We start from the raw sequence: 23,889 nt of genomic DNA, 5'->3' as shown, positions 1-23,889 counted from the left end.
CGAAAGTATGCTTGCTAACGTCGGCAGCCGCTGACCGAAGCAGGAGGAGGCATCCCATGGGACGCAGGAGCAGGATCGCCGCAACGGCGACCGCCGCGTTCGAGCTGGCCAGCGAGGAGCGACGCACTCGTGCGCGCCTCGACAGAGACGACTCGCAGCGCTACTACGACCGCCTGAGGGCGGAGATCCGCATGCAGCGTGGTTTGATCTGAGCGTGACTGAGGAGCGCGACGTGCACGGCACCGAGGTGTTCGAGGACGAGCGCGGCCGCGGCCTCCGCACGGGCGATCCGGCGCTGCTGCGCGCGCTCGCGCACCCGCTCCGCGTGGAGATCCTCGCTGTGCTCGACGAGCTCGGCGAGGCCACCGCGACGCAGATCGCCGAGAAGGTGGGCGAGAGCCCATCCAACTGCTCCTTCCACCTGCGCACGCTCGCCAAGGCGGGGTTCATCGAGCGCGGCGAGGCCAAGGGCACGTCGAAGCCGTGGAAGTCGGTGCATCAGAGCCGCGAGCTGCGCCCGGAGGCGGGCAATCCCGATTCGATGCGCACTTCGGCCATGATCGCCGCTCTCTACGTGCAGCACGAGGCGCACCGCGTGGTCGACTTCCTCACCCGGCACGGGCTCAGCGATGAGGAGTGGTTGCCCGGCGTGACGGTGAACTCCGCCGCCTTCTGGGCCACCAAGGAGGAGCTTGCCGCGCTCGCGGCCGAGATCGAGCACCTCGTCGATGCCTTCCGCGGCCGGAAGGATCCCGCCAAGCGTCCGGCGGGGAGCCGCAAGGCGCACCTGTTCGCGACGCTGAACCCCGACTTCGATCTGCCTGCGACGGGCGAGGAGCCGACGGAGGGGTGATCGCTGGCGGGGGCGCCCTCTGGTCTCGTGACGCCGGGCGCCCTGCGGGCGACCGGCTCCTCGACCGACGGGCTTTACCGACGGGCTTGACCGACGGGCTTGACCGACGGGGTTGACCGGCGGGCCTGACCGGCGGGCCTGACCGACGGGCCTGACCGACGGGCCTGGCCGACGGGCCTGACCGACGGGCTTGACCGACGAGCCTGACCGACGGGCTTGACCGGCGGGCTTGACCGGCGGGCTTGACCGACGGGGTCAGGCTCGAGCGGCGGGCTCGACCGATGAGCACCGCTCCAGGACACAGGAGTCCTCTCATGACTGATACGGCGCCCGCACCGATGGCCACGCCGCCGTCGCCCATGCGCAGGCCCGCCTACCGTCGCCTGATGGTGGGATGGTTCGCCACCAACCTCGGCGACAGCGCCCTCTACCTGGTGCTCGCCATCTGGGTGCGCGAGCTGACGGGCTCCAACTCGGCAGGCGCGCTGGTCTTCCTGTTCCTCGCGCTGCCGGCGCTGCTGGCGCCCTGGGCGGGCCAGCTCGCCGACCGCGTGCGGCGCCGACCGCTCATGATCCTCACGAACCTCGGCACGGCAGCCGTCATCCTCACCCTGCTGCTCGTACGGGGGCCCGCGCAGGTCTGGCTCATCTACGCGGTCGCGTTCGGCTACGGCTTCTCGGCCTACCTGACGAGCGCCGCCCAGGCCGGGTTGCTGCGCGACCTGCTGCCCGATGAGGAGCTCGGCAGCGCCAACGGCATCTTCACCTCGATCGACAACGGCATGCGCATCGTCAGTCCGCCCCTCGGCGCGGGGCTCTACGTGCTGGCCGGGCCGTGGGTCGTCGTCGCCGTCAGTGTCACCGGCTACCTCGTGATGGCGCTCATGCTGCTCAGCGTGCGCATCGTCGAGTCGCTGCCGGAGCCGCGCACCGGCGACGAGACGCCGTGGGGCGAGATCTCTGCGGGCTTCCGCGAGCTGCACCGCGATCCGCTGCTGCGCCTGCTCACGCTCGCGGCCGCGGCGGGCTTCGGCCTCACGGGCATCCTCAACGCCACGGTCTTCCCGCTCATCGAGCACGGGCTGCAGGCCGGACCAGCAGCGCTGGGGCCCGCGCAGGCGATCCAGGGCGTCGCGGCGCTCGCGGGCGGCCTCGTCTCGGCGGCGCTGCTGCGCCGCATCGGCGAGCGGCGACTGTTCGCCTGGGGGATGACGCTCGTCGCGATCGGTTCGTTCGCGGCATTCGCGATCGTGCAGTGGCCGTTGCCGGAGGCGTGGATGCGCTGGGTGGGCATCGCACTCGTCCAGTGGCCGGTCGGCTTCGGTGTGCCGTGGGTGATCGTGGGGCTGTCGACGCTGCGGATGCGGCTGGTGCCGCGCCGTCTGCAGGGCCGCGCGTCGGCTGCGATGAACGTCTCCATCAGCGTGCCGCAGATGCTGCTGCTCGCGATCGGCACCGCCGCGATGGTGGTGGTCGACTTCCGCTGGCTGCTGCTCGCCTCTGCCGTCGGCATCGGCGGCGCCGCTGTCGCGGTGTGGCGCTCGCGGGTGCCCGACGACGGGGAGCGGACGGACGCCGCGGTCACTGCGGAGCGATAGCAATGCCTGCGAGCATCGCAGCATGACGACACTCGGCGACTTCCAAGCGGCAGCCCTGACCGGTGAGCCGGTCGACCTTGCGGACTACGAGGGGAAGGTGGTGCTGGTCGTGAACACCGCGAGCCAGTGCGGGCTCACCCCGCAGTTCGAGGGCCTCGAGTCGCTCTACCGCGACCTGCAGGAGGAGGGCCTGGTGGTGCTGGGATTCCCCTCCAACCAGTTCAAGCAGGAGCTGGGCTCGGCCGACGAGATCGCGGAGGCGTGCCAGCGGAACTACGGCGTGACCTTCCCGATGTTCGAGATGGTCGACGTCAACGGCGCAGCGGCGCATCCGATCTTCCAGTGGCTCAAGGGCGAGAAGAAGGGGATGCTCGGCAGTGCGATCAAGTGGAACTTCACGAAGTTCCTCATCGGTCGCGACGGCGCCGTGATCGAGCGCTTCGCGCCGACGGCCACGGCGGAGGATCTGCGCGAAGACGTCGAGCGCGCTCTGGCGGCCTGACCCACCGCGATCCGGCGGATAACCCCCGCGCGCTCGGACGCGCTTCGTCCTAGCGTGAAGCCATGACGATCCCGAACCCCGGTGGCTCCCCGGCAGCGCCTCATGGTCACATGCCGCCCGCCCTGCCTGCCGCGGAGCCCAAGCCGCCGCGCCCGAAGCTCACCGGGCCCGCAGCGCATCGCGCCCGGCTCGCGGGCGGTGTCGGCGGCGGCATCGCCTGGCTCGGCCTCGCCATCACGCAGGTGAGCGCGATCCTCCTGCTGCTGCCGGTCATCGTCGGCGCGGTCGTCTACGGCGTCGGCTTCGCCGTGCTGCAGGACGGGTCGAGCGTCACGGCGGATGCCTGGGCCCAGACGCTCGCGTGGCTCGGGAGTCCCGGGGGCATCGCGCTCGCGATCGGCATCCCGGCGGGCATCCTCATCGCCCTGCTCGGCCTCTGGATCAGCACGCGCATCCTGCACCACCCCGGCCTGCGTCGGCCCGCAGGCGTGACCTGGGCGGGCTTCGGCATCTCGCTCGTCGCGGCCACGGTGCTCTCGGGCTTCGGCTCGATCACGCTGCCGTTCTTCGGTGGCGTGCCCTTCGCCGGCGACCTCGACGTCGACGGTGGCGGCTTCGGCTCCGGCCCCGTGGACGAGACCCGCGTGCAGGAATGGTTCGCGCAGGGCGGCAGCGATCTGCTCGAGCGCATCGCCGACCCCGGCACGCTGCTCGGGCTGCTCGGCCCCTGGATCGCGCTCGCGCACCTGCTCGGGATCATCGTGCCCATCATCGTCAGCGTCTTCACCTGGTGGTGGATGGCGCACGCGATGCGACCCGCGGCCGCCGACGCGCCGAAGGCCGCCTCGGACGACGTGCTGCTCGCCTGAGGGCGGCCGCGGGCCCTACGCCTTGGCGCGCTTCGCGATGTCGCGCGCGATGATCTCCTTCATGATCTCGGTGGTGCCGCCGTAGATCGACTGCACGCGCGAGTCGCGGAATGCGCGCGCGATCGGGTACTCCTCCATGAAGCCGTAGCCGCCATGCAGCTGCAGGCTGCGGGTGATGACCCGCTGCTCGAGCTCTGTGGCCCACCACTTCGCCTTGGACGCATCCGCCGTCGTGAGGTGGCCCTCGTTGAGCGCGATGATGCAGCGCTCGATGTAGGCGCGGGTCACATCGAGCTCGGTCTCGAGCTCGGCGAGCGTGAAGCGCACGGTGGGCAGGTCGCCGACCAGTCCGCCGAATGCCTTGCGCTGGAAGACGTAGTCGCGGCCCCAGCCGTAGGCTGCCTCGGCCGACGAGAGCGCACCGGCCGCGATCGAGAGCCGCTCGCGCGGCAGCCGCTCCATCATCGCGATGAGGCCCATGCCGGGTTGCCCGACGACGTTCTGCGCCGGGATGCGCACGTCGGTGAAGAACAGCTCTGCGGTGTCCTGCGAGTGCAGGCCGAGCTTCTCGAGCTTGCGGCCGCGCGTGAAGCCCTCCATCCCGTTCTCCACCAGGAAGAGCGTGAACCCGCGTGAGCCAGCCTCCGGATCGGTGCGCGCGAACACCAGCACCTTGTCGGCGTGGAAGCCGTTCGTGATGAACGTCTTCGAGCCGTTGAGCACCCATCCGTCGCCGTCTCGCACCGCATTCGTGCGGATGCCCTGCAGGTCGCTGCCCGCGTCGGGCTCGGTCATGCCGATCGCCGCGATGGAGGTGCCGGCGGCCATCGGCGGCAGCCAGCGCTCCAGCTGCTCGGGCGTGCCGAGGTCGAGCAGGTAGGCCAGCACGATGTCGTCGTGCACGCCGAAGGTGGCGTTGACGGATGCGGCACCGACCCGTGAGAGCTCCTCGCTGATCACCATGCGGAAGCGGTAGTCGTCGACCTCCATGCCGCCGAAGCGCTCGGGGATCGCGAGCCCGACGAGCCCCGCGTCGCCCATCTTGCGATACAGATCGGGGTCGATGAGGCCGTCGGCTTCCCACTGCGCGTAGTGCGGGGCGACCTGGCGAGCGACGAACTCCCTCACCGTCTCGCGGAAGGCATCGTGGTCGTCGTCGTAGAACGTGGAACGCATCGGAACTCCTATCGGGCTTGCATGCGGATGGCGCCGTCGAGCCGGATGGTCTCGCCGTTGAGCATGGGGTTGGCGACGATCTGCGTCACCAGCAGGGCGAACTCGGATGGGCGGCCGAGCCTGGCGGGGTGGGGCACCTGGGCGCCGAGCGAGGCCCGCGCCTCATCCGGCAGCGCCGCCAGGATCGGGGTGTCGAACAGACCGGGCGCGATCGCGTTAACGCGGATCTGCGAGCCTGCCAGCTCTCGCGCGATCGGGAGCGTCATGCCCACGATCGCGGCCTTCGAGGCGGCATAGGCCGCCTGGCCGATCTGGCCGTCGTAGGCGGCGACCGAGGCGGTGGAGACGATGACGCCGCGCTCCTCGCCGATCGGCTCGAGCCGTGCCATGCGCTCGGATGCCAGCCGGATCACGTTGAACGTGCCCACCAGGTTGATGTCGATCACGCGCTGGAAGCGGTCGAGCGGGAACGGGCCCGACTTGCCGACCACCTTTGCCGCGTCGTTCACGCCGGCGCAGTTGACGACCACGCGCAGCTCGCCCAGCTGCTCGGCGGCGTCCAGTGCCGCAGTGACCTGCGCCTCGTCGCGCACGTCGGCCTCGATGAAGGTGACGCCGTCGCGCGCCCCCACCGCCTCGGCGGCAGGCGTGCCGCCCAGATCGATGACGACCACCTTCGCGCCCTGCGCCAGCAGCGCCTCGGTCGTCGCGAGCCCCAGCCCCGACGCGCCGCCGGTGACCAGTGCCACCTGCCCTCTGATGTCCATGGAGACCCCTCTGCTGCCCTCGTCGGCATGCCGCCGAGCGCGTCGCGCGCACGGAGCACAGTGCTCCGGACGCTAACCGGTGCGCGACGCGACGGGCAAGCGGCTTGGCAGAAGCCGCAACGCCGCTGGCGCGTCGCGTGTCCAGAATGGTAGATATGTGGACGTCCATGCAACTGCGAGGACGACAATCATGAGCGGGCGATCCCTGCTTGCGACGAGGAGGTCGTGTCGACGTGACGCTGACGATGAGCCAGACCACCGATGAGGATCGCGCCGCGCTGATCGAGGCGGTCCGCGACTTCGCCGACGCGCGCCTCGCCCCCTTCGCCAACCAGCGCGACGCCGACCACGAGTTCCCCGTCGCCACGCTGCGCGAGGCCGGCCAGCTCGGTCTGGCAGCGATCTGCGTGCGCGAGGACGTGGGCGGAGCGGGTCTCAGCCGCATGGACGCGATCGCCATCTACGAGGAGCTCGCGCGCGGCGACGTTGCGGTCGCCACCTACATCTCCATCCACAACATGGTCGCCGGCATGATCGACGCCGAGGGCACCGAGGAGCAGCGGCAGCGTTGGCTGCCGCGGCTGTGCACGATGGACGACCTCGCGAGCTACTGCCTCACCGAGCCCGGCGCCGGCTCCGACGCCGCCGCGGTCGCGACGACGGCCGTGCGCGACGGCGACGACTACGTGCTCACCGGCACCAAGCAGTTCATCTCCGGCGCCGGCACCTCGGCGGTCTACGTCGTGATGGCCCGCACGGGTGGCAGCGACCCGGATCTGCGCGGCTCCCGCGGCATGACCGCGTTCATCGTCCCCGCGGGCACGCCCGGCCTGTCGTTCGGCAGCCAGGAGGCGAAGATGGGCTGGCACGCGCAGCCCACCCGCGCCGTCATCCTCGACGGCGTGCGCGTGCCCGCCGCACACCGCCTCGGTGCGGAGGGCGAGGGCTTCGGCATCGCCATGCGCGGCCTCAACGGCGGCCGCCTCGGCATCGCCGCCGCCTCCATCGGCGGCGCGCAGTTCGCGCTCGAGCGCACCGTCGACTACGTCAAGCAGCGCGCCACCTTCGGCCAGCCGCTCTCGACCCGCCAGCACGTGCAGTTCCAGCTCGCCGACATGGAGACCGAGCTGCAGGCCGCGCGCGCACTGCTGGAGCGCGCGGCGATGAAGCTCGACGCCAAGGCGCCCGACGCCCCGACCGCCTGCGCGATGGCCAAGCGCTTCGCGACCGACGTCGGCTTCACCGTCGCCGACCAGGCGCTGCAGTTGCATGGCGGCTACGGCTACCTGCACGAGTACGGCATCGAGCGCGTCGTGCGCGATCTGCGCGTGCATCGCATCCTCGAGGGGACCAACGAGATGATGCGCATGATCGTCGGCCGCGCCGTGCTCGGCGAGCGCTGAGGCAGGAGCAGCATGGGCAACATCCGCACCGAGATCCGCGGCGCGCTGGGCGTCATCACGCTCGACCGCCAGGAGGCGCTGAACGCGCTCACGCACGAGATGGTGCGCGAGATGGCGGATGCGCTGCGCGCCTTCGCGGGCGACGACGCGGTCGAGCGCGTGCTCATCACGGGCGCGGGGGAGCGGGCGCTGTGCGCCGGTGGCGACGTCGTGACGCTGCGCGACGATGTGGACCGCACGCGCGGGCAGGCCGCTGCCCGCTTCTGGCGCGACGAGTACGCGCTGAACGCGCGGATCGCGCGCTTCCCGAAGCCCACCGTCGCGCTGCAGCACGGCATCGTGCTGGGCGGCGGCGTCGGCATCTCGGGCCACGCGAGCCACCGCGTCGTCACCGACTCCACGCGCATCGGCTTCCCCGAGGTGACGATCGGTTTCGTGCCCGACGTCGGTGCCACCTGGCTGCTCACGCGGCACCGCGGCGAGCTCGGCACCCGTGCTGCGCTCACGGGCGATCACTTCGGCGCCGCGGACGCGATCGCGCTCGGCCTCGCCGACAGCTACGTGCCCACGGACCGCCTGGCTGAGCTCGTGCGGCTGCTCGAGTCGACGCATCCGGATGCCGCCATCGAGCAGCTCGCCGCCGAGCCGCCCGCCGCCGAGCCGCCCGCGGGCACGCTGGAGGATGCTCAAGCGCAGATCGACCATGCCTTCGCCGGTGACGACGCCGAGCAGATCGTCGCCCGCCTGGAGGCGGCCGGTGGTGAGGGGCGGGCGCTCGCGGCGACGATCTCGAAGCGCTCGCCGTTCGCCGTGGCTGTCACGCTCGCCGCGCTGCGTCGCGCGCGTCGGCTCGGCTCGCTGGAGGAGGCGCTGGCGCAGGAGTATCGCGTCTCGCGGCACACTTCGCTCGCGCCCGACTTCAGCGAGGGCATCCGTGCGCAGCTGATCGACAAGGACCGCAACCCCACGTGGACCCCGCCGACGCTGGCCGGCGTCACGCATGCCATGGTGGAAGGATGCTTCGCACCGGTGCCCGAGGGTGACCTCGAACTGCCGGCCCCACTCGCTGAGGAGATCGCATGACCGACTACGAGACCATCAAGGTCGAGCGCTTTGGCCGCGTCGCCTGGATCACGCTCGACCGCCCGGAAGCGCTGAACGCCCTCAACGTGCAGCTGATGCACGAACTGGTGGATGCGGCGACGTCGCTCGACGCGGACGATGCGATCGGCGCGATCGTCGTCACCGGCTCCGAGAAGGCCTTCGCCGCCGGCGCCGACATCAAGGAGATGGCGTCGAAGTCGACCGCCGAGATGCGCGAGGCGAACCACTTCGGGCCGTGGATGGAGTTCGCGCGGGTGAAGAAGCCCGTGATCGCCGTGGTGTCGGGCTATGCGCTCGGCGGCGGTTTCGAGCTGGCGCTCATGTGCGACGTGATCCTCGCCTCCGACACGGCCACGTTCGGCTTCCCCGAGATCGGCCTGGGCGTCATCCCCGGCATCGGCGGCACGCAGCGCATCATGCGGATCGTCGGCTACCCGAAGGCCGCAGAGCTGGTGCTCACTGGGCGCCGCATCGACGCGGCGGAGGCCGAGCGGATCGGCATCGTGTCGCGCGTCGTGCCTGCGGCCGAGCTGCAGGCGGAGGCCGAGCAGCTGGCGGCCTCGATCGCCTCGAAGTCGCTGCCGGCGCTCGTCGCTGCGAAGGCCGCGCTCGACGGTGCGCTCGAGACGGGCCTCGAGGAGGGCATCGCGCTCGAGGCCGAGCGCTTCACGGCGCTGTTCGACACCGCCGACCAGAAAGAGGGGATGGCGGCCTTCCGTGAGAAGCGCGAGCCCAACTTCCGCCATGCCTGACCCGCACGTCGCCGCCCGCCCGCCGGTCGAGGAGCGCACGGCCGCAGGCCGCGCGCGTCACGAGACCAAGGCCGCGCGTCCGCCGCTGGTCGAGGAGGCTGGCTCTGCCGACCGTCGCCCGCTGGTCGAGGAGCACACGGCCGCAGGCCGCGTGCGTCACGAGACCAAGGGCCCCGCCTACAGCGGCTCCGCCGCCGGCCGCGGATCCTCGAAGTCCCCCGACCGCTTCCGCAGCAGCGCGATGATGCGCACGAGCTCCGCGAGCTCCGCATCCTCCAGCCCCGTCGCGGTGAACGCCTCGTCGTTGAGCGCGGCCGTCGCCAGCTCGACCCGGTCGCGCCCCGCATCCGTGATGGCCAGCACCGTCGCGCGCCCATCCGTCGGGTGCCGCTCGCGCGTCACGAGCCCGTCGCGCACCAGCCGATCGACCGTGCTCGTCACGCTCGTCGGGTGCACCTGCAGCCGCCGTACCGCCGACTGCATCGGCATGCGCCCCTCGCGCGTGAACGCCAGCAGCCGCAGCACCTCGAAGCGTGCGAACGACAGCGAGAACGGCCGCAGCACGGCCTCCACCCGCGCCTCCAGCAGCTGCTGCGCGCGGTTCACAGAGGTCACGAGCGTCATGCCCGGCGCCGCATCCGCCCAGCCGTGGTCGAGCCACTGCCGCCGCGCTTCGGCGATGGGATCGAGGGTCTCTGGCCTGTCGCTCATGGGTACCTCCTCACTCCGAGTCACCGTAGCGTGGGCGATGACGTTCGCCCCACTCATCCAGAAGGGAGCCCGCCGATGAAGATCGTCGTGCTCGTCAAGCCCGTGCCCGACACCTACGGCGAGCGTGAGCTGAGTCTCGAGACGGGGCTCGCCGATCGCGCCGCGAGCGAGACCGTGCTCGACGAGATCACCGAGCGCGCGGTCGAGACGGCGATCCGGCACGCGGAGTCGGCGGGCGACGCCGAGGTCGTCGTGCTCTCGATGGCGCCGACGGACTCGCAGACGACCGTGCGGAAGGCGCTCGCGATGGGCGCATCCGCCGCCGTGCAGGTCGCCGATGAGCGGCTCGCGGGCGCCGACCTGGGGCGCACGGCCGAGGTCCTGGCGGCGGCGCTCCGGCATACGGGCTTCGACCTGATCATGACGGGCAACGGCTCCACCGACGGCAGCGGCAGCGTCATGCCGTCGATGCTGGCGGAGCTGCTCGAGCTGCCCGCGATCACCCGGCTCGAGACGATCGAGATCACGGCGGATGCGGTGCGGGGCACGCGCACGACCGACGGCGGCACGATGACGGTCGCGGCGTCGCTCCCGGCAGTCGTCTCCGTCACAGAGCGGATGCCCGACCCGCGCTTCCCCGCCCTCAAGGGCATCATGGGCGCGAAGAAGAAGCCCTTCGAGGTGCTCTCGCTCGACGATCTCGAGGTGGAGATCGACGAGACCGTCGCGCCCCGCTCGATCATGGTCGAGGCCAACCAGCGACCGCCGCGCCAAGCCGGCGAGATCATCACCGACGCCGGAGACGCCGGGGAGCGCATCGCCGCCTTCCTCGCCGACCGCCGGCTGGCTTGAGGAGCCCGATATGACGAACATCCTGACCCTGCTCCTCGCCGCTCCCGGTGGCGAGACCGCGCTCGCGGACGGCGCCCCCGAGGTCCTCGGGGCCGCCGCCCAGCTCGGCACGCCGGTCGCCGTCGTCGTCGGGCCAGAGGGCGCGCTGCCGCAGCTCGCCGAGGCTGCGGCCTCGCTCGGTGCCGCCCGCGTGCTCACCGCCGCCGTCGACCCGTCGCAGCTCGGCGCTCCCGTCGCCGATGCGCTCGCCGCCGCCATGGCGGAGGTCGCCCCAGAGGCGGTGCTCGTGCCGCACTCGATCGAGGGCACGGATGCCGCCGGTCGCGTCGCCGCCCGCACCCGCGCACCGCTCTTCGTCGATGTGGTGGGCGTGGAGCGCGACGACGAGGGCATCGTCGCGCGCCACTCCGTCTACGGCGGCGCGTACAAGGTCATGGCCGCGCCGACCTACGGTCCGATGATCGTGACGCTGCGGCTCGGCTCGGTCGACCACCGCGCCGAGGCGGCGGTGCCGGAGGTGAGCGCGCTCGAGGTGGCATCCTCCGGGCGCCCGACCGCAGTCGTGGAGGGCGTGGAGCTCGAGCAGCAGACCTCCACGCGGCCCGACCTGCGCGCCGCGAAGAAGGTGGTCTCCGGGGGGAGGGCACTGGGCTCGAAGGAGCAGTTCGCGCTCGTCGAGCAGCTCGCTGACACCCTCGGCGCGGCCCTCGGTGCCTCGCGCGCGGCAGTCGACGCCGGTTACGCGGATCAGTCGCTGCAGGTCGGCCAGACCGGCACGTCCGTCGCGCCCGACCTGTACATCGCGGTCGGCATCTCCGGCGCGATCCAGCACCGTGCGGGCATGCAGACGTCGAAGACGATCGTCGCGATCGACAAGGACCCGAGTGCACCCATCTTCGAGGTGGCCGATCTCGGCGTGGTCGGCGACCTGTTCACGATCGTGCCGCAGCTGATCTCGGCGCTCGAGGCGCGGAAGGGCTAGTGGTGACGGGCGTCGTGCAGGGGGAGTCGCGGGCGGTGCGGCGCGGGCTGCCGCGCGCACCCGGCGGCGAGCCGTGGCCGCCCGCAGGCGAGGTTCCTGCGGGTGCGGTTCCTGCAGGCGAGGCAGCGGAAATGCCCGTCGCCGAAGCAGTGCCGGTCGCGGATGCAGCGCCGGTCGCCGAGGCAGCGTCGGTCGCATCACCGGTCGTCGAAGCAACTTCCGTCGCATCACCGCCCGACGCGTCCGCGACCGCGCCGACAGCTGACGCGGCCGCGCCTGCGGCCCCGTCGGTCGACGAGGCGTCCTCCACCACGCCGACAGCTGACGCGGCCCCGCCTGCGGCCCCGTCGGTCGACGAGGCGGAACCGGCGCCTGCGGAGCCCGAAGCTCCTGCAGCACCGACGGCAGACACGGCAGCGCGCGAGAGCGAGCCCTCGCGGCCTTCGGCGGCCGTCGCCATCCGCCGCGGACTCCCGCGGACGCCCGGCGGAGAGCCCTGGCCGGCCGCCGCGACGGCAGCCGCGCCCCCTGAGCCTGCCCCAGCCGCCGTGCCGCCGGGCGGTGCCGCTGCGCCGTCGGGTGCCGCGCCGTCGGGTACGGAGCCCGCCTCCGGACCCGGGGCACCGCAGCCGGAGGCACCGCAGCAGACGGCACCGCAGCAGCAGGCACCGCAGCAGACGGCGCCGCCCGAGCCGACGGCAGCGACAGCACACGACGCTCCCGCGGCTGAGTCCGGCGAAACCGTCCCGGCCGCAGCGTTCCGGCGGGGTCTCCCCCGCGTGGCGGGCGGCGATCCGTGGCCGGCCACTGCGCCCGCTGCCGCGTCGGCCGCTGCGTCGGCCGCTGCGCCCGCTGCCGCGCCCGCTGCGCCCGCCGCTGCGCCCGCTGCCGCGCCCGCTGCGCCCGCCGCTGCGCCCGCTGCCGCGCCCGCTGCCGCGCCCGCCGCTGCGCCCGCCGCATCCGGTTCCGGTACCGAAGCGTCGCCTGATCCCACCTCCGAGCGACAAGTTGGTACCGGTCCCGAAGCGCGCGCCGCCGCAGAGTCGGATTCCGGTACCGAAATGTCGCCTGACCCCACCTCCGAGCGACAGGTTGGTACCGGTGCGGTGCGGGATGCCGCGCAGCCCGCACCGGCGCCCGCTGTTGCCGCTGCTGCCGCTGCCGCCGCTGCATACCCCGGTCCCGATTCCGGTACGCAACCGTCGCCTGACCCCACCTCCGAGCGACAGCTTGGTACCGCTCCCGCGCCGGCGGCGGCCGAGAAGCCCGCGGCCGCGCAAGCCGCAAAGCCCACGCCCGCAGCCGCGAAGCCCGCGGCAGCGGCCGCCGAGCCCGGCCTCCGCCCCGCCACGCGCAAGCAGTGGGCGTACGCGAGCGTCCTGGTCGCGCTCGCCGTCATCGGCGCAGCCACCATCGTCGTCGCCATCGCTCGCTGGATCGCAGGCCTCGAGCCGGTCGCGGCGTTCATCGCCCAGTACCCCGGCACCTACGCGCTGCCCGACGGGGCGCCGATCGGCCTGCCCGTGTGGCTCAACTGGTCGCACTTCTTCAACTTCCTGCTGCTCGCCCTCATCGTCCGCTCCGGCCTGCAGGTGCGCGGTGAGCGCAAGCCACCGGCCTACTTCACGTCGAAGCGCTCGGGCGCCAAGGTGTCGCTCACCGTCTGGCTGCACACGAGTGTCGACATCCTCTGGGTCGTCAACGGCGTGCTCTTCGTGGTGCTGCTGTTCGCGACCGGGCAGTGGATGCGGATCGTGCCCACCAGCTGGGAAGTGTTCCCGCACGCGATCTCCGCGGCGCTGCAGTACGCCACGCTCGACTGGCCGCTCGAGGACGGCTGGGTCAACTACAACTCGCTCCAGCAGCTCGCCTACTTCGCGACCGTCTTCATCGCCACACCCATCGCCATCGCCACGGGCGTGCGCATGAGCACGTGGTGGCCGAAGGACAACGATCGGCTCAACCGCGCCTACCCGATCGAATGGGCGCGCGCGATCCACTTCCCGACGATGCTCTACTTCGTCGCCTTCACCATCGTGCACGTGCTGCTGGTGTTCACGACCGGAGCCCTGCGGAACCTCAACCACATGTTCGCGGCACGGCCGGCGGATGACTGGCTCGGCTTCGCGTTCTTCGCGGGCTCGATGCTCGTGGTCGCATGCGCCCTGATCGCCGCTCGGCCGGCGCTGCTGACGCCGGTCGCGAGCCGGTTCGGCACCGTGTCCAGCCGGTAGCGCTCGCTCTCCACAGGAGGGTCGCGCGCCCGAGCTCGTGGTCGCGCGCCCTCGCTATCGTCGCGGCCATGTCCACCGACCCGAATCGGGTGATCTCGCACCCACAGGGACGGCCCCCGCTGACGGGGCTCCGCACGCGAGACGCAGCGCTCGCCGGGGCACTCGGAGGTGGCGCCATGGCGGTGAGCCTGTCTGCCGGCATCAGCGCGGTGCTTCTGCTCGCCTTCGGCGCCCTGCTCCTGAGCGCCTTCGGCGCCGTGGCTGCCGGATCGGTGCGGGACGCCTCAGCATCCGGTACGGTGATCGCCGTGGTGCGCGCGCTGCGCGACCCGCTCGGCGATGCATTCGCGCTGGCCATCGCGCTGCTGGGGATATCGCTGCTGGTCGGGTCGGTCGGCGCGTGTCTGAGTGCGTGGCTGCTGCGCGGCTTCGGCGCGGCACGAGCGTGGGCGATCACCGGGGTCGGCTGGCTCATCAGCGGCGCGGCCGATGCGGTGCTGGCGACGAGCGTGACCGGCATGCTCGCCGCGCCCATCACGACCGTGCTGCCGCTGCTGCCCGAAGCGGCCGCCGTCCGAGACCACGTGCTGCTGCTGACGACGGTGCTGTTCGTGGCGGCCGTGCGCATGGCGGTGGTGGTCGGCCTGGCCAGCGGCAGCTGGCTGCTTGCGGCGCACCTGCTGCGCCCGCACTCCGCGGTCGCCCGCGCGCCGTGAAACCGGCCATGTCGGGCGGACGCCCCAACATGTCGGTCGGATGCCGCGGGGCACGGCAGGATGGAGAGGTGACTGAGCACGCAGCGACCGAGCACCGCAGACCGATCTGGGCGCTCGTCGCGATCGGACTGCTCTCGGGCTTCCTCTCGGGCATGTTCGGCATCGGCGGAGGCATCGTGATCGTGCCGCTGCTGGTGATGCTCGCGAAGTTCCCGCGCAAGCTCGCCGCGGGCACATCGCTCGGCGCGATCGTGCCATCGGCGCTGGTCGGCGTCGCGAGCTACGCGGTCGCGGGCAATGTCGACTGGCTGGTCGCCCTCATCCTGGTCGTCGGCTCCGTCACCGGCGCGCAGATCGGCGCCCACCTGCTGCACCGGCTGCCCGTCATGGCGATCCGCTGGGCGTTCATCGCCTTCCTTGTGGTCGTCGCGATCAGCCTGTTCCTCGTCGTGCCCTCGAGGGAGGGCACGATCGCGCTCGAGGTGCTGCCGATCATCGGGCTCGTGGTGCTGGGCTTCATCACCGGGGTGCTCTCCGGGATCCTGGGCGTCGGCGGCGGCATCGTGATCGTGCCGATGCTCATCCTGCTGTTCGGGCAGAGCGATGTGGTCGCCAAGGGCACCTCACTGGCAATGATGATCCCGACCGCGATCTCTGGCACGATCGGCAACCTGCGACGCAAGAACGTCGACCTGCTGGGCGCCGCGATCGTCGGGGTCGCAGCCAGCGTCACCACCGCACTGGGCGCGGCGGCGGCGATCGCGCTCGACCCGCGCACGGCGTCCATCATCTTCGGCGTGTTCCTGGCGCTGCTCATCGTGCGCCTCGTCGTCGAGGCGATCAAGCTGGGCCACAAGGAGTAGCGCCGGCGCCTACCAGCCGCGCGTGCCGCGCGCGCCCTTGAAGGGACCGACGACGCGCGAGGTGATCCAGCCGCCGTAGAAGTCGCCCTCCTGCGGCTGGACGACCTCGCCGTCGACCTCGATGCGATCCATGCGCGCGGGGTAGAGCGCGACATGGTCGCGCAGCGCTTCGAACCCGGGCAGCGGCGTCGGGTAGTGCCAGCCGACTGCCCGCTCCACGCGGTCGCCGCCCGTCACCGTCAGGTAGCTGGCAGCGCCCTTCCACTCGCACATGCTCGCGCCGGAGGAAGCGGAGAGCGCACCCTCGGCGAAGTCGCCGCGCGGCAGGTAGTAGGTGGGGGGATGGCTCGTCTCGAGCACGCGCAGCGCGCTGCGGGTCTCGGCGACCACCACACCATCGAGGATCACGCGCACGTGCTCGTCGGTCGGCTCGACGCGGGGAGGCCGCGGGTAGTCCCAGACGGATTCTGTCGGTCGCATGCTGCTCCTGCTCTGCCCGACGGATGTCGCCGGTGCTACTTGACGATGTTGGAGGACTCCGTGGCCGGCGGGAGCGTCAGCGTGCCGGTGCGGCTCATCCGGTCGTCGCGGCGCACGCGCACCCAGTAGACGGCGCCGATGATGAACGCCACGAGGCACGTGACCGAGGCGACCATGATGCCCATCCGGGGCCCGAAGATGTCGGCGACCCAGCCGACGATGGGCGCCCCGACGGGCGTGCCACCCATGAAGACCGCGCCGTAGAGCGCCATCACCCGTCCCCGCACCTCGGGAGCGGAGGTGAGCTGCACCATTGAGTTGGCGTTCGTCATGAACAGCTGCGCCGTGAAGCCGGCGACCGCGAGCGCGACGGCGAACAGCACGATGTTCGGCGACAGGGCTGCGAGCGCGCAGGCGACGACGAACATGCCGAGGCCGCCCACGATCGCCGTCCAGCGGGGCCGGGATGACCGCGCAGAGAGCAGGGCTCCGGTGACGGAGCCGATGGCCATCGCGCTGGAGAGGATCCCGAAGGTGTCGGCCTTCGCGCCGAACTCGATCGACGTCATGGTCGAGATGTAGATGGCGAAGTTGAGTCCGAAGGTGCCGAGGATGAACGCCATCACGAAGATGATCAGCAGATCCTTGCGCTTCCGCACGTAGCGGAAGCCCTGCACGATGTCGCCGAGCCCCTTCGCGCCGCGCGGCGACGGCTGCAGCTCAGCGGTGCGGATGCGCACGAGCGCGATGAGCATGGCGATGAAGGTGAACGCGTTGATGAGGAAGACGGGCCCCGGCGCGACGAGCGCGATGAGCAGGCCCGCGACGGCCGGGCCCACCAGGCGGGCACCGTGGAACGAGGCGGAGTTCAGCGCCACGGCGTTGGCGATGTCGGCCTGACCGACGAGCTCGGAGACGAACGCCTGTCGAGCCGGCATGTCGAAGGCCTGCACCACGCCGAACATCAGCGCGAACACCTGCACGTGCCACAGCTCGACGATGCCGGTGGTGACGATGATGCCGAGCCCGAGCGCCAGCAGGCCCATGGAGGCCTGCGTGACGAGCAGCACCTTGCGCCGATCGTACTTGTCGGCGATCAGGCCGGAGATCGGCACGAGCAGCAGCTGCGGACCGAACTGCAGCGCCATGTTCAGACCCACGGCGGTCGCGTCGTTGGCGGTGAGCACCGTGAGCACCGTCCACGACAGGGCGGTGGACTGCATCCACGCGCCGATGTTGGAGACCATGGCGCCGACGAACCACGTGCGGTAGTTGAAGAGCCGCAAGGACCGGAACATCACTGCTCGGACAGCCTCTCCAGCAGGGGGATGGCGTTCGCGAGCGTGCGCTGCTCCTCGGTCGTCATGGTCGCGATCGTCTCGGCGAGGGCGCGGTTGCGACGCTCGCGCATGGCGCCGAGCTTCCGCTCGCCGTTCTCGCTGATGCGCAGCACCAGCATGCGGCCGTCGCTCGGGTGGGCGCTGCGCTCGATGTAGTCGAGCTCCTCGAGGTACTGCAGCGTCTTGACCATGCTCGGGGGCTTCACGCCCTCGCACGCGGCGATGCGTGCGAGCGTGGGCTCTTCGAGCTGCTGGATGGCGCCGAGGGCCGAGAGATGGTGCGGCGCGAGCGCCTGGTCGAGGCGCTCTCGGCGCATGCGGCGGCCGAGGCGCACGAGCGCGACGCGCAGGTCGTCGGCAAGTGCGATAGCAGGCATTTGGTTAGTCTATCTCACGACCTGCCGCTGCCGCTGCGCTCGCGACCACGGGATCAGCGCGAACGACGGATGCTCTGCAGGTCGAGCGCCTCGTCGAGCATCAGGTGCGCGGCCTCCCGATTGCTCTCTGCCGCACGGATCGCGTGGCCGATCAGGTGCAGGGTCGTGAGCGCCGCGGTGCGCGGCTGCGCGACCCAGCGATCGAGCGCTGTCTCCGCGAGGGTGTGGAGCAGTGCTGCGTCGCGAGCGCGGCCCGCGACCTCGTTGCGCACGGCGCTCGCGGTCGCGTGCCCGATGAATGCTGCGGTGTCGTCGCAGGGGTCGCCGAGGCCCGCGGTGTCGATGTCGATCACGGAGGAGACGGCGCCGTCCCTGCAGAAGATCTGGCCGATGTGCAGATCGCCGTGGATGACCGCCGCGGCGCCCTGGCGCCGCAGGTGCGGCACGAGTGCTGTGCGGAGCGTGCGCAGCTCACCCGCGCGGTCCGGCAGCACGGATGCCAGTCGGTCGACGTGCCAGTCGAGCCGGGAGCCGACCGAGGGCCGCGCGATGCGCCCGGTCCGCACGCGCGTGAACTGCTCGCGCAGCGTCTCGACGGCGTCGAGCACGGCATCGGCCGACATCTGCGTCGCGGCGACGGGCCCGGGCGTGCCCACCGCGTCGCGGACGACGACCACGCCCGCGGGCGTCCAGTGCACGACCTCGGGCGCGGGCACGCCCGCGGCCCTGCAGGCGTCGTGGATCGCCGCGAGATCCTCTGCCTCGCCCGGGCGCACGACCTTCACGAACAGGTGTACGCCGTGCTGCGTCAGCCGCACGACGGCACGGCGGCCCGGCCGATAGGCGAGCACACGCGCCTCGATGGGGCCCGTCGATCCGGCAGCGCTCGCGATGCGATGCAGCCGCTCGGGATCGGTGACGGTGCGCAGCGCCGGCAGGCGAGGGTCGAGCGGATGCTTCCAGATGCGGGCGACGACCGCACCGCCACCGTCGCGGATCACGAAGCCCGTTTCGGCGGGGACGGGCTGCCTCGAGGTGTCGACGAACCAGTCGCCGGCCTCGGTGCCGCGCTCGACGCGGAAGCGGGCGATCCGTCCGGCGCCGAACGGCTCGGCGGCGATCGGGCGACCGCTCTCGCCGATCGCCCGCTCCAGCAGCCGTTGCTCCACCACCGCCCCAGTCTTCCAGCCCTCGGTCGAGACTCGCCCGAGCATCCCGCAGATTTGCCGCTTACGGACCGATTCTGCTCTCGCAACGGCCACGAGCGCGGAGGCCGGTGCCGCACGACGGCAAGCACTGCCTCGCGCAGTGCCGCGAAGCCCTCGGGTCATCCGATCCTGCGCACCCCGATCTCGTAGGTGCCGGAGCCGGTTGCGCTGTAGTGCCGCACCCGTGCGTAGTAGCGGCCGGGCGCGAGCTGCGCGGTGATCGCGGCATTCGGACCCGCGCCCCCGTCGTCGTCCTCCGCGACGGCGGCGGTGAGGCTGTCGGGGCCCAGGAGCGTCATGACCACGTCGGTCGTCCCGAAGGTCTCGACGCGGTGCTGCCCGGCGTCGGCGACGACGAAGCTGAACAGATCCTGCTCCGCGGGCGCCCCGATCGCGGCCTGCGTGTAGGGCGGTGCGACCGTCAGCTCGACCGCGCTGGGTGCCGTGCGCGGATAGATGGTCGCCATGAACGCCCTGTCCGTGTCGGAGAGGCCGCGGTTCCACCCCACCTCGTAGTCGCCGATCGTCAGCTGGTTGGGGATCGCGTACAGCATGATCGAATCGCGGTCGAAGGCGGAATGGTTCGTCACCGTGGTCGAGTAGCGCTGGAAGATGTTGCGATCCACGACCTCCCGAGACCAGTTGTTGGGTGGCCCGGCGTAGTAGGCGTAGACGGCAGGCTTGTCCCAGGGGATGTCGGCCACCGGGTTCTGGTGCTCGTGGATCGCGGAGAGCGCGTGCCCGAACTCGTGCAGCACGACGCGGCCGATCTCGTCATCGGTGCTCGTATCGGTGAGCCATCCGTAGTTCATCGTCGCGTCCGCCTGCGGGATGCTCAGGGCATCGGTGCCCAGGTACGACCACGAGCCACCCGGTGCGAAGTCGATGCGGATGTCGCCGGTCGCGTCGCTGCCGAAGTCGAGCGTGAGGTTCGCGTGCTGCTCCCACTGCTTGGCGACCGCCTCGACCTTGGCTCGCAGCGACGCGGAGCCGCCGCGGAACCCGATCGAGATCGTGCGTCCGGTCGCCCACTTCTTGCCCGTGAGGATCGCGAGCTCCAGCGGGCCGTTCTCCTGCACTCCCGGCAGCGTCGACCGGGGCTGCTGCGCCGGGACGTTCTCGGGCGCCTCCTCGATCGCTCGGCTCGATGACTCGATGATGTCGGTCACCGGCAGCTGCTTGTCGATGCAGATCTCGAGCTGCTCATGCATGGTGGTCTCCTCACCCGAAGGTCAGAGGACCCGGGGTGACGACGAGGAATCCCGTGATCGGAATCGGGCCCGTGCGTTCATGGTAGAAGCGTTTCGCGCTTGCGGAAGAGGTGGATCTCCACCACCGCGCCGTGCGGATCCGCATGGCGCGCGCAGCACGTTCGGGGCGTGCGTCGTCAGGCCCCGCCCTCACCGCGGTGCTCCAGCAGGCGGGTGCGCAGCGGACCGAAGACGCGCGAGAGCACCTCGAGCGTCTCGTCATCCAGGTCGCCGAGGAAGAGCTCCTCGACATGCCGCGCGTGCACCGGGCGCGCCTTGCGCAGGCGCGTACGACCCGCCGCGGTGAGCACCGCGTCGGTGCCGCGCCCGTCGGCCGCGCTCGCCTCGCGGATCACCAGGCCGTCACGCTCGAGCGCACCGACGCGGTACGTCAGCCGGCCCGGCGCGAACGCGAGGGCGCGTGCGAGGTCGCCCATGCGCATCCGCAGGCCGGGTGCCTCGGAGAGCACCAGCAGCACGTTGAAGTCGCCGAGGTCGAGGCCGCTGGATGTCTTGAGGCGATGCTCCAGCTCGTTCTCCAGCAGGCGCGAGCCCTCGAAGTACTGCCGCCACGCGCGCGGGGCGAGCGCATCCGAGCCGGTCACGCGTGCCCCAGCATCTGCTCGAACGAGACGAAGGCGTCACTCGAGACATCGAACGGGTCGCCCTCGCGCGTGCGCGGCATCGCAACCATGAGGTCGGCCAGCTCACGACCCTCACGCGCGATGCGCCGGTCGAGACCGGATGCAGCGCCCCAGTCCTCCGCAGCGGCGAACACGCCCGTGGGCACGACCTGCGCCTTCAGGTAGGCGAACATGGGTCGCATCGCAGTGTCCATCACCATCGAGTGCCGCGCCGTGCCGCCCGTGGCGCCCAGCGCTGTCGGGATGGAGGCGAGCTGTCCCTCCTCGATCAGGTCGAAGAACGACTTGAACAGGCCCGAGTAGCTCATGTTGAACGTCGGCGTCACGGCGATGATCGCGTCCGCGTCGACGACCTCCTTCATGGCTGCGGCCAGCGCATCCGTGGGGTTGTGCGTGAGCATGTTGCCGGCGATGTCCTGCGCGAGCGGCCGAAGCGTGACGTCGACGACCTCCGCGTGCTGGCCGTGCGCGGTCAGCGCCGTGAGGGTCGCGTCGCGCAGCCGGTCGGCGAGCAGCTTCGTGCTCGACGGCTCCCCGAGCCCGGCCGAGACGATCGCGATGCGAGGGCTGCTCATGCCTCACCTGCCTGTCGTGCGATGGCGGCGCCGGTGTCGAGGTCGCTGCGTGCGCCCTGCGACTGCCAGGCCTTGCCCTGCTCGCCGAGCTGCGTGCCCGACTCGGCTGCGGCCAGAACACGTGCGGCGTGCGTGGGCGCATCCGGCACGCCGGCCTCGCGCACGAGGTCGAACTCGCGGCGCAGCACCGGCACGACCTCGGTGCCGAGGATCTCGATCTGCTCGAGAACCTCCTCGAGCGGCAGGCCCGCGTGGTCGACGAGGAACAGCTGGCGCTGGTAGTCGCCGGCGTAGTCGCGGAACGAGAGCGTGCGCTCGATGACCTGCTCGGGCGTGCCGACGGTCAGCGGCGTCATCTCGGTGAAGTCCTCCAGGCTCGGGCCGTGGCCGTAGACGGGCGCGACATCGAAGTAGGGGCGGAAGACCTCCTTCGCCTCGCGCTCGGTGGACTTCATGAACACCTGTCCGCCGAGACCGACGATCGCCTGCTCGGGCTCACCGTGGCCGTAGTGCGCGAAGCGCGAGCGGTACAGGTGCACCATGCGCTCGGTGTGCTCCTTGTTCCAGAAGATGTTGTTGTGGAAGAAGCCGTCGCCGTAGAAGGCGGCCTGCTCGGCGATCTGCGGCGAGCGGATCGAGCCGTGCCACACGAACGGCGCGACGCCATCCAGCGGTGCCGGGGTCGACGTGTAGCCGGTGAGGGGCGTGCGGTGCTTGCCGGTCCAGTTGACCACGGGCTCGTGCCACAGCTTGTGCAGCAGCGCGTAGTTCTCGATCGCGAGCTCGAGCCCATCGCGGATGTCTTTGCCGAACCACGGATAGACCGGGCCGGTGTTGCCACGGCCGAGCGTGAGGTCGGAGCGGCCGTCGCTGAGGTGCTGCAGCATCGCGAAGTCCTCGGCGATCTTCACCGGGTCGTTCGTGGTGATGAGCGTCGTGGCCGTCGACAGCAGCAGCTGCTCGGTCTGCGCGGCGATGTAGCCGAGCGTCGTGGTGGGGGAGGAGGAGAAGAACGGCGGGTTGTGGTGCTCGCCGATCGCGAAGACGTCGAGGCCGACCTCCTCGGCCTTCTTGGCCATCGCTACGGCGCCCTTGATGCGCTCGTGCTCTGAGGGGGTCCTGCCGGTCGTCGGGTCCTGGGTGATGTCGCTCACCGAGAAGATGCCGAACTGCATGCTGCTCATGGGGTGTCCTTCCGTCGCGGACAAGTGCTTCAAAGTTGAACAATGATTGCAACGGTGCGTACCGCCAGGCTATTCCCGCGGAACGCTGGGCGCCATCGGTTCTGCCGCCGAGCCACGCATGCCGGCGTCGGTGTGAGCTCCGGCGACTCACACGCTGGTCGCCGGGTCGATCGCCGGCCCCTCGAGCGTGGCGCTCGCGGTGTCTGCAGGCGAGTGCTGGGCCCGGCTGAGCAGCACGAACGGGATCGCGGCGGCCGAGAGGATGCCGCTGAGCACGAGCGAGAAGCCGTACCCGCCGATGTCGGCGGAGCGCCCGAGGATCGGCTGCGCGATCGCGCTGCCGCCCGAGCCCATGAGCGAGTCGAATGACAGCACGGTGGCGCGCTGCTTCGACGGGATCATGTCGTTCAGGTAGGCGCGGTGCACGGGGTCATCGATCGACGACATCACGCCCCACAGCGCGACGAGCGCGATCGCGATCCAGAACTGCTGCGCCAGACCGAGGCCGAGCAGCACGACGACGCCGGTCACCGCCGAGAGCAGGATCGTGGTCGTGCGCTTGCGGAAGCGCCGCCGCACCACGGGGGCCAGGAAGCCGCCGAGCATGGCGGAGCCCGAGAGCAGCGCGGCCGCGAGTCCGGCGATCGAGTAGGCCCGGGGGTCTCCCCAGAGCTCGAGCAGGTAGGGCTGCAGGGCATAGAAGGCGTAGAAGCCGACACCCGCCGTGAAGGGGCTGGCCAGCATGAGCCAGCGGACGGGCGGATTGCGCAGGCCGTGCTGCACCGAGGCCCGCAGCACGGTGCGGGTCGCCGCGATCGGACCCTCGCTGCGATCCGGGGTGAAGCCGACATCCCGCATGAGCAGGCCGGCGATGACGACCATCACGACCAGCACCGCGGCGCGAAGCAGGAACGGCACGCCGAGGTCGGTCAGCTGCGCCACCACCCCGCCGAGCACGGATCCCACGAGCATCGCACCGCCGCTCACGACCACCGATCGGCCGAACACCCGCTCCAGCGAGCCTGCGTACCCCGTCGCGCGCAGCGCGTCGACGAGCCACGCGTCCACCGCGCCCGTGAAGAAGGTGAAGCCGAGCCCCAGCAGCATCGATGCGAGCGCCCAGCCCCAGAATGGCGCCTCCCACAGCCACATCAGCCAGTAGAGCCCGGTCGTGACCGCGAGCGTCGCGCAGCCGAGCACGTACGACCAGCGCCGGCCCAGGGTGTCGGCGACCACCCCCGTCGGGATCTCGAACAGCAGCACCCCGATCGTGTAGAAGGCGTTCGCGGTGAACGCCTCGAGGTTCGTCAGGCCGGCGTCGAGCAGGAAGAGCGTGTTGATGCCCCAGATGAAGGAGGCCGCGAGCGTGTTGCCGAGCACGAGCACGTAGTAGATGCCCTGGATGCGACGCGGCGTCGGGAGTGCGGTGGCGCTCATCCTGAACCTCCG

25 protein-coding genes are annotated in these 23,889 nt (G+C 71.3%); 13 read left to right on the top strand and 12 right to left on the bottom strand.

Features of this window, described 5'->3' with window-relative positions; genetic code table 11:
* Window positions 1–56 precede the first annotated feature (56 nt).
* From ACJJVL_RS10165 to ACJJVL_RS10145, 5 genes are all read left to right on the top strand, one after another.
* Window positions 57–212 (top strand): hypothetical protein, encoded by a 156-nt coding sequence (locus ACJJVL_RS10165; RefSeq protein WP_405218544.1) that lies wholly within the window; start codon window positions 57–59, stop codon window positions 210–212.
* 2 nt (window positions 213–214) lie between these two features.
* Entirely contained in the window at window positions 215–853 is a 639-nt protein-coding gene (locus ACJJVL_RS10160) for an ArsR/SmtB family transcription factor (RefSeq protein WP_405218543.1), read from the top strand.
* Window positions 854–1,167: 314 nt separating this feature from the next.
* On the top strand, window positions 1,168–2,451 hold the full coding sequence (locus ACJJVL_RS10155; RefSeq protein WP_405218542.1) for an MFS transporter: 1,284 nt from the start codon (window positions 1,168–1,170) through the stop codon (window positions 2,449–2,451).
* Between the two features lie 22 nt (window positions 2,452–2,473).
* Complete coding sequence (locus ACJJVL_RS10150; RefSeq protein WP_405218541.1) at window positions 2,474–2,953, top strand: glutathione peroxidase; 480 nt, start codon at window positions 2,474–2,476, stop codon at window positions 2,951–2,953.
* Window positions 2,954–3,015: 62 nt separating this feature from the next.
* Window positions 3,016–3,822, top strand: a complete 807-nt coding sequence (locus ACJJVL_RS10145; RefSeq protein ID WP_405218540.1) for a hypothetical protein — start codon at window positions 3,016–3,018, stop codon at window positions 3,820–3,822.
* Between the two features lie 15 nt (window positions 3,823–3,837).
* On the opposite strand, the gene ACJJVL_RS10140 is transcribed toward ACJJVL_RS10145, so the two are convergent.
* Window positions 3,838–4,998: an acyl-CoA dehydrogenase family protein gene (locus ACJJVL_RS10140; protein WP_405218539.1), complete on the bottom strand. Its 1,161-nt coding sequence runs from the start codon at window positions 4,996–4,998 to the stop codon at window positions 3,838–3,840.
* An 8-nt stretch (window positions 4,999–5,006) separates the two neighbouring features.
* A complete protein-coding gene (locus tag ACJJVL_RS10135; protein WP_405218538.1) occupies window positions 5,007–5,765 on the bottom strand; it encodes an SDR family NAD(P)-dependent oxidoreductase in 759 nt (252 codons plus the stop codon).
* Window positions 5,766–6,010: 245 nt separating this feature from the next.
* On the opposite strand from ACJJVL_RS10135, the gene ACJJVL_RS10130 reads away from it, so the two are divergent.
* Genes ACJJVL_RS10130 through ACJJVL_RS10120 form a run of 3 tightly spaced genes read left to right on the top strand, consistent with a single transcriptional unit; the run spans window position 6,011 to window position 9,024 of the window.
* On the top strand, window positions 6,011–7,168 hold the full coding sequence (locus ACJJVL_RS10130; protein ID WP_405218660.1) for an acyl-CoA dehydrogenase family protein: 1,158 nt from the start codon (window positions 6,011–6,013) through the stop codon (window positions 7,166–7,168).
* Window positions 7,169–7,180: 12 nt separating this feature from the next.
* Window positions 7,181–8,251: a 3-hydroxyisobutyryl-CoA hydrolase gene (locus tag ACJJVL_RS10125; protein ID WP_405218537.1), complete on the top strand. Its 1,071-nt coding sequence runs from the start codon at window positions 7,181–7,183 to the stop codon at window positions 8,249–8,251.
* Window positions 8,248–9,024 (top strand): enoyl-CoA hydratase-related protein, encoded by a 777-nt coding sequence (locus tag ACJJVL_RS10120; RefSeq protein ID WP_405218536.1) that lies wholly within the window; start codon window positions 8,248–8,250, stop codon window positions 9,022–9,024. Before ACJJVL_RS10125 ends, ACJJVL_RS10120 begins: the two co-directional genes overlap by 4 nt.
* A 177-nt stretch (window positions 9,025–9,201) precedes the next feature.
* On the opposite strand, the gene ACJJVL_RS10115 is transcribed toward ACJJVL_RS10120, so the two are convergent.
* Entirely contained in the window at window positions 9,202–9,735 is a 534-nt protein-coding gene (locus tag ACJJVL_RS10115; protein ID WP_405218535.1) for a MarR family winged helix-turn-helix transcriptional regulator, read from the bottom strand.
* Window positions 9,736–9,810: 75 nt separating this feature from the next.
* On the opposite strand from ACJJVL_RS10115, the gene ACJJVL_RS10110 reads away from it, so the two are divergent.
* From ACJJVL_RS10110 to ACJJVL_RS10090, 5 genes are all read left to right on the top strand, one after another.
* On the top strand, window positions 9,811–10,587 hold the full coding sequence (locus tag ACJJVL_RS10110) for an electron transfer flavoprotein subunit beta/FixA family protein (protein WP_405218534.1): 777 nt from the start codon (window positions 9,811–9,813) through the stop codon (window positions 10,585–10,587).
* A 10-nt stretch (window positions 10,588–10,597) separates the two neighbouring features.
* Window positions 10,598–11,569, top strand: coding sequence for an electron transfer flavoprotein subunit alpha/FixB family protein (locus ACJJVL_RS10105; RefSeq protein ID WP_405218533.1), 972 nt, complete (start codon window positions 10,598–10,600; stop codon window positions 11,567–11,569).
* A gap of 1,061 nt (window positions 11,570–12,630) precedes the next feature.
* Window positions 12,631–13,803, top strand: a complete 1,173-nt coding sequence (locus tag ACJJVL_RS10100) for a cytochrome b/b6 domain-containing protein (RefSeq protein ID WP_405218532.1) — start codon at window positions 12,631–12,633, stop codon at window positions 13,801–13,803.
* A gap of 68 nt (window positions 13,804–13,871) precedes the next feature.
* On the top strand, window positions 13,872–14,519 hold the full coding sequence (locus ACJJVL_RS10095) for a hypothetical protein (protein ID WP_405218531.1): 648 nt from the start codon (window positions 13,872–13,874) through the stop codon (window positions 14,517–14,519).
* A gap of 68 nt (window positions 14,520–14,587) precedes the next feature.
* The gene (locus ACJJVL_RS10090) at window positions 14,588–15,382 is read left to right on the top strand and encodes a sulfite exporter TauE/SafE family protein (protein ID WP_405218530.1); all 795 of its coding nucleotides are present in this window, start codon (window positions 14,588–14,590) and stop codon (window positions 15,380–15,382) included.
* 9 nt (window positions 15,383–15,391) lie between these two features.
* Here ACJJVL_RS10090 and ACJJVL_RS10085 read toward each other — a convergent pair whose 3' ends face one another.
* The 9 genes from ACJJVL_RS10085 to ACJJVL_RS10045 form a co-directional block, all read right to left on the bottom strand.
* On the bottom strand, window positions 15,392–15,862 hold the full coding sequence (locus tag ACJJVL_RS10085) for a DUF427 domain-containing protein (protein ID WP_405218529.1): 471 nt from the start codon (window positions 15,860–15,862) through the stop codon (window positions 15,392–15,394).
* 35 nt (window positions 15,863–15,897) lie between these two features.
* On the bottom strand, window positions 15,898–17,160 hold the full coding sequence (locus ACJJVL_RS10080; protein ID WP_405218659.1) for an MFS transporter: 1,263 nt from the start codon (window positions 17,158–17,160) through the stop codon (window positions 15,898–15,900).
* Window positions 17,160–17,579, bottom strand: a complete 420-nt coding sequence (locus ACJJVL_RS10075; RefSeq protein WP_405218528.1) for a MarR family winged helix-turn-helix transcriptional regulator — start codon at window positions 17,577–17,579, stop codon at window positions 17,160–17,162. The genes ACJJVL_RS10080 and ACJJVL_RS10075 overlap by 1 nt, the downstream gene beginning before the upstream one ends.
* A gap of 53 nt (window positions 17,580–17,632) precedes the next feature.
* Window positions 17,633–18,751, bottom strand: a complete 1,119-nt coding sequence (locus ACJJVL_RS10070) for a phosphotransferase family protein (RefSeq protein ID WP_405218527.1) — start codon at window positions 18,749–18,751, stop codon at window positions 17,633–17,635.
* Between the two features lie 155 nt (window positions 18,752–18,906).
* On the bottom strand, window positions 18,907–19,998 hold the full coding sequence (locus ACJJVL_RS10065) for a pre-peptidase C-terminal domain-containing protein (protein ID WP_405218526.1): 1,092 nt from the start codon (window positions 19,996–19,998) through the stop codon (window positions 18,907–18,909).
* Between the two features lie 176 nt (window positions 19,999–20,174).
* On the bottom strand, window positions 20,175–20,642 hold the full coding sequence (locus ACJJVL_RS10060) for a MarR family winged helix-turn-helix transcriptional regulator (protein WP_405218525.1): 468 nt from the start codon (window positions 20,640–20,642) through the stop codon (window positions 20,175–20,177).
* Entirely contained in the window at window positions 20,639–21,256 is a 618-nt protein-coding gene (locus ACJJVL_RS10055; protein ID WP_405218524.1) for a CE1759 family FMN reductase, read from the bottom strand. The genes ACJJVL_RS10060 and ACJJVL_RS10055 overlap by 4 nt, the downstream gene beginning before the upstream one ends.
* On the bottom strand, window positions 21,253–22,431 hold the full coding sequence (locus ACJJVL_RS10050; RefSeq protein ID WP_405218658.1) for an LLM class flavin-dependent oxidoreductase: 1,179 nt from the start codon (window positions 22,429–22,431) through the stop codon (window positions 21,253–21,255). The genes ACJJVL_RS10055 and ACJJVL_RS10050 overlap by 4 nt, the downstream gene beginning before the upstream one ends.
* Before the next feature lie 156 nt (window positions 22,432–22,587).
* Complete coding sequence (locus tag ACJJVL_RS10045) at window positions 22,588–23,877, bottom strand: MFS transporter (protein ID WP_405218523.1); 1,290 nt, start codon at window positions 23,875–23,877, stop codon at window positions 22,588–22,590.
* Window positions 23,878–23,889 lie beyond the last annotated feature (12 nt).

The sequence above is a fragment of the Agrococcus sp. Ld7 genome, from assembly GCF_045064095.1.
Classification (GTDB): Bacteria; Actinomycetota; Actinomycetes; order Actinomycetales; family Microbacteriaceae; genus Agrococcus.
Note: the sequence above shows the minus strand (reverse complement) of the source record. Positions and strands in the feature narration are given on the sequence as shown.

What these genes read in the sequence shown, in the direction of transcription:
- ACJJVL_RS10165 (WP_405218544.1), top strand. Translation starts at nt 57, where the DNA reads ATGGGACGCAGGAGCAGGATCGCCGCAACGGCGACCGCCGCGTTCGAG.
- ACJJVL_RS10155 (WP_405218542.1), top strand. Translation starts at nt 1,168, where the DNA reads ATGACTGATACGGCGCCCGCACCGATGGCCACGCCGCCGTCGCCCATG.
- ACJJVL_RS10150 (WP_405218541.1), top strand. Translation starts at nt 2,474, where the DNA reads ATGACGACACTCGGCGACTTCCAAGCGGCAGCCCTGACCGGTGAGCCG.
- ACJJVL_RS10145 (WP_405218540.1), top strand. Translation starts at nt 3,016, where the DNA reads ATGACGATCCCGAACCCCGGTGGCTCCCCGGCAGCGCCTCATGGTCAC.
- ACJJVL_RS10140 (WP_405218539.1), bottom strand. Translation starts at nt 4,998, where the DNA reads ATGCGTTCCACGTTCTACGACGACGACCACGATGCCTTCCGCGAGACG.
- ACJJVL_RS10135 (WP_405218538.1), bottom strand. Translation starts at nt 5,765, where the DNA reads ATGGACATCAGAGGGCAGGTGGCACTGGTCACCGGCGGCGCGTCGGGG.
- ACJJVL_RS10130 (WP_405218660.1), top strand. Translation starts at nt 6,011, where the DNA reads ATGAGCCAGACCACCGATGAGGATCGCGCCGCGCTGATCGAGGCGGTC.
- ACJJVL_RS10125 (WP_405218537.1), top strand. Translation starts at nt 7,181, where the DNA reads ATGGGCAACATCCGCACCGAGATCCGCGGCGCGCTGGGCGTCATCACG.
- ACJJVL_RS10120 (WP_405218536.1), top strand. Translation starts at nt 8,248, where the DNA reads ATGACCGACTACGAGACCATCAAGGTCGAGCGCTTTGGCCGCGTCGCC.
- ACJJVL_RS10115 (WP_405218535.1), bottom strand. Translation starts at nt 9,735, where the DNA reads ATGAGCGACAGGCCAGAGACCCTCGATCCCATCGCCGAAGCGCGGCGG.
- ACJJVL_RS10110 (WP_405218534.1), top strand. Translation starts at nt 9,811, where the DNA reads ATGAAGATCGTCGTGCTCGTCAAGCCCGTGCCCGACACCTACGGCGAG.
- ACJJVL_RS10105 (WP_405218533.1), top strand. Translation starts at nt 10,598, where the DNA reads ATGACGAACATCCTGACCCTGCTCCTCGCCGCTCCCGGTGGCGAGACC.
- ACJJVL_RS10100 (WP_405218532.1), top strand. Translation starts at nt 12,631, where the DNA reads ATGTCGCCTGACCCCACCTCCGAGCGACAGGTTGGTACCGGTGCGGTG.
- ACJJVL_RS10095 (WP_405218531.1), top strand. Translation starts at nt 13,872, where the DNA reads ATGTCCACCGACCCGAATCGGGTGATCTCGCACCCACAGGGACGGCCC.
- ACJJVL_RS10085 (WP_405218529.1), bottom strand. Translation starts at nt 15,862, where the DNA reads ATGCGACCGACAGAATCCGTCTGGGACTACCCGCGGCCTCCCCGCGTC.
- ACJJVL_RS10080 (WP_405218659.1), bottom strand. Translation starts at nt 17,160, where the DNA reads ATGTTCCGGTCCTTGCGGCTCTTCAACTACCGCACGTGGTTCGTCGGC.
- ACJJVL_RS10075 (WP_405218528.1), bottom strand. Translation starts at nt 17,579, where the DNA reads ATGCCTGCTATCGCACTTGCCGACGACCTGCGCGTCGCGCTCGTGCGC.
- ACJJVL_RS10065 (WP_405218526.1), bottom strand. Translation starts at nt 19,998, where the DNA reads ATGCATGAGCAGCTCGAGATCTGCATCGACAAGCAGCTGCCGGTGACC.
- ACJJVL_RS10055 (WP_405218524.1), bottom strand. Translation starts at nt 21,256, where the DNA reads ATGAGCAGCCCTCGCATCGCGATCGTCTCGGCCGGGCTCGGGGAGCCG.
- ACJJVL_RS10050 (WP_405218658.1), bottom strand. Translation starts at nt 22,431, where the DNA reads ATGCAGTTCGGCATCTTCTCGGTGAGCGACATCACCCAGGACCCGACG.
- ACJJVL_RS10045 (WP_405218523.1), bottom strand. Translation starts at nt 23,877, where the DNA reads ATGAGCGCCACCGCACTCCCGACGCCGCGTCGCATCCAGGGCATCTAC.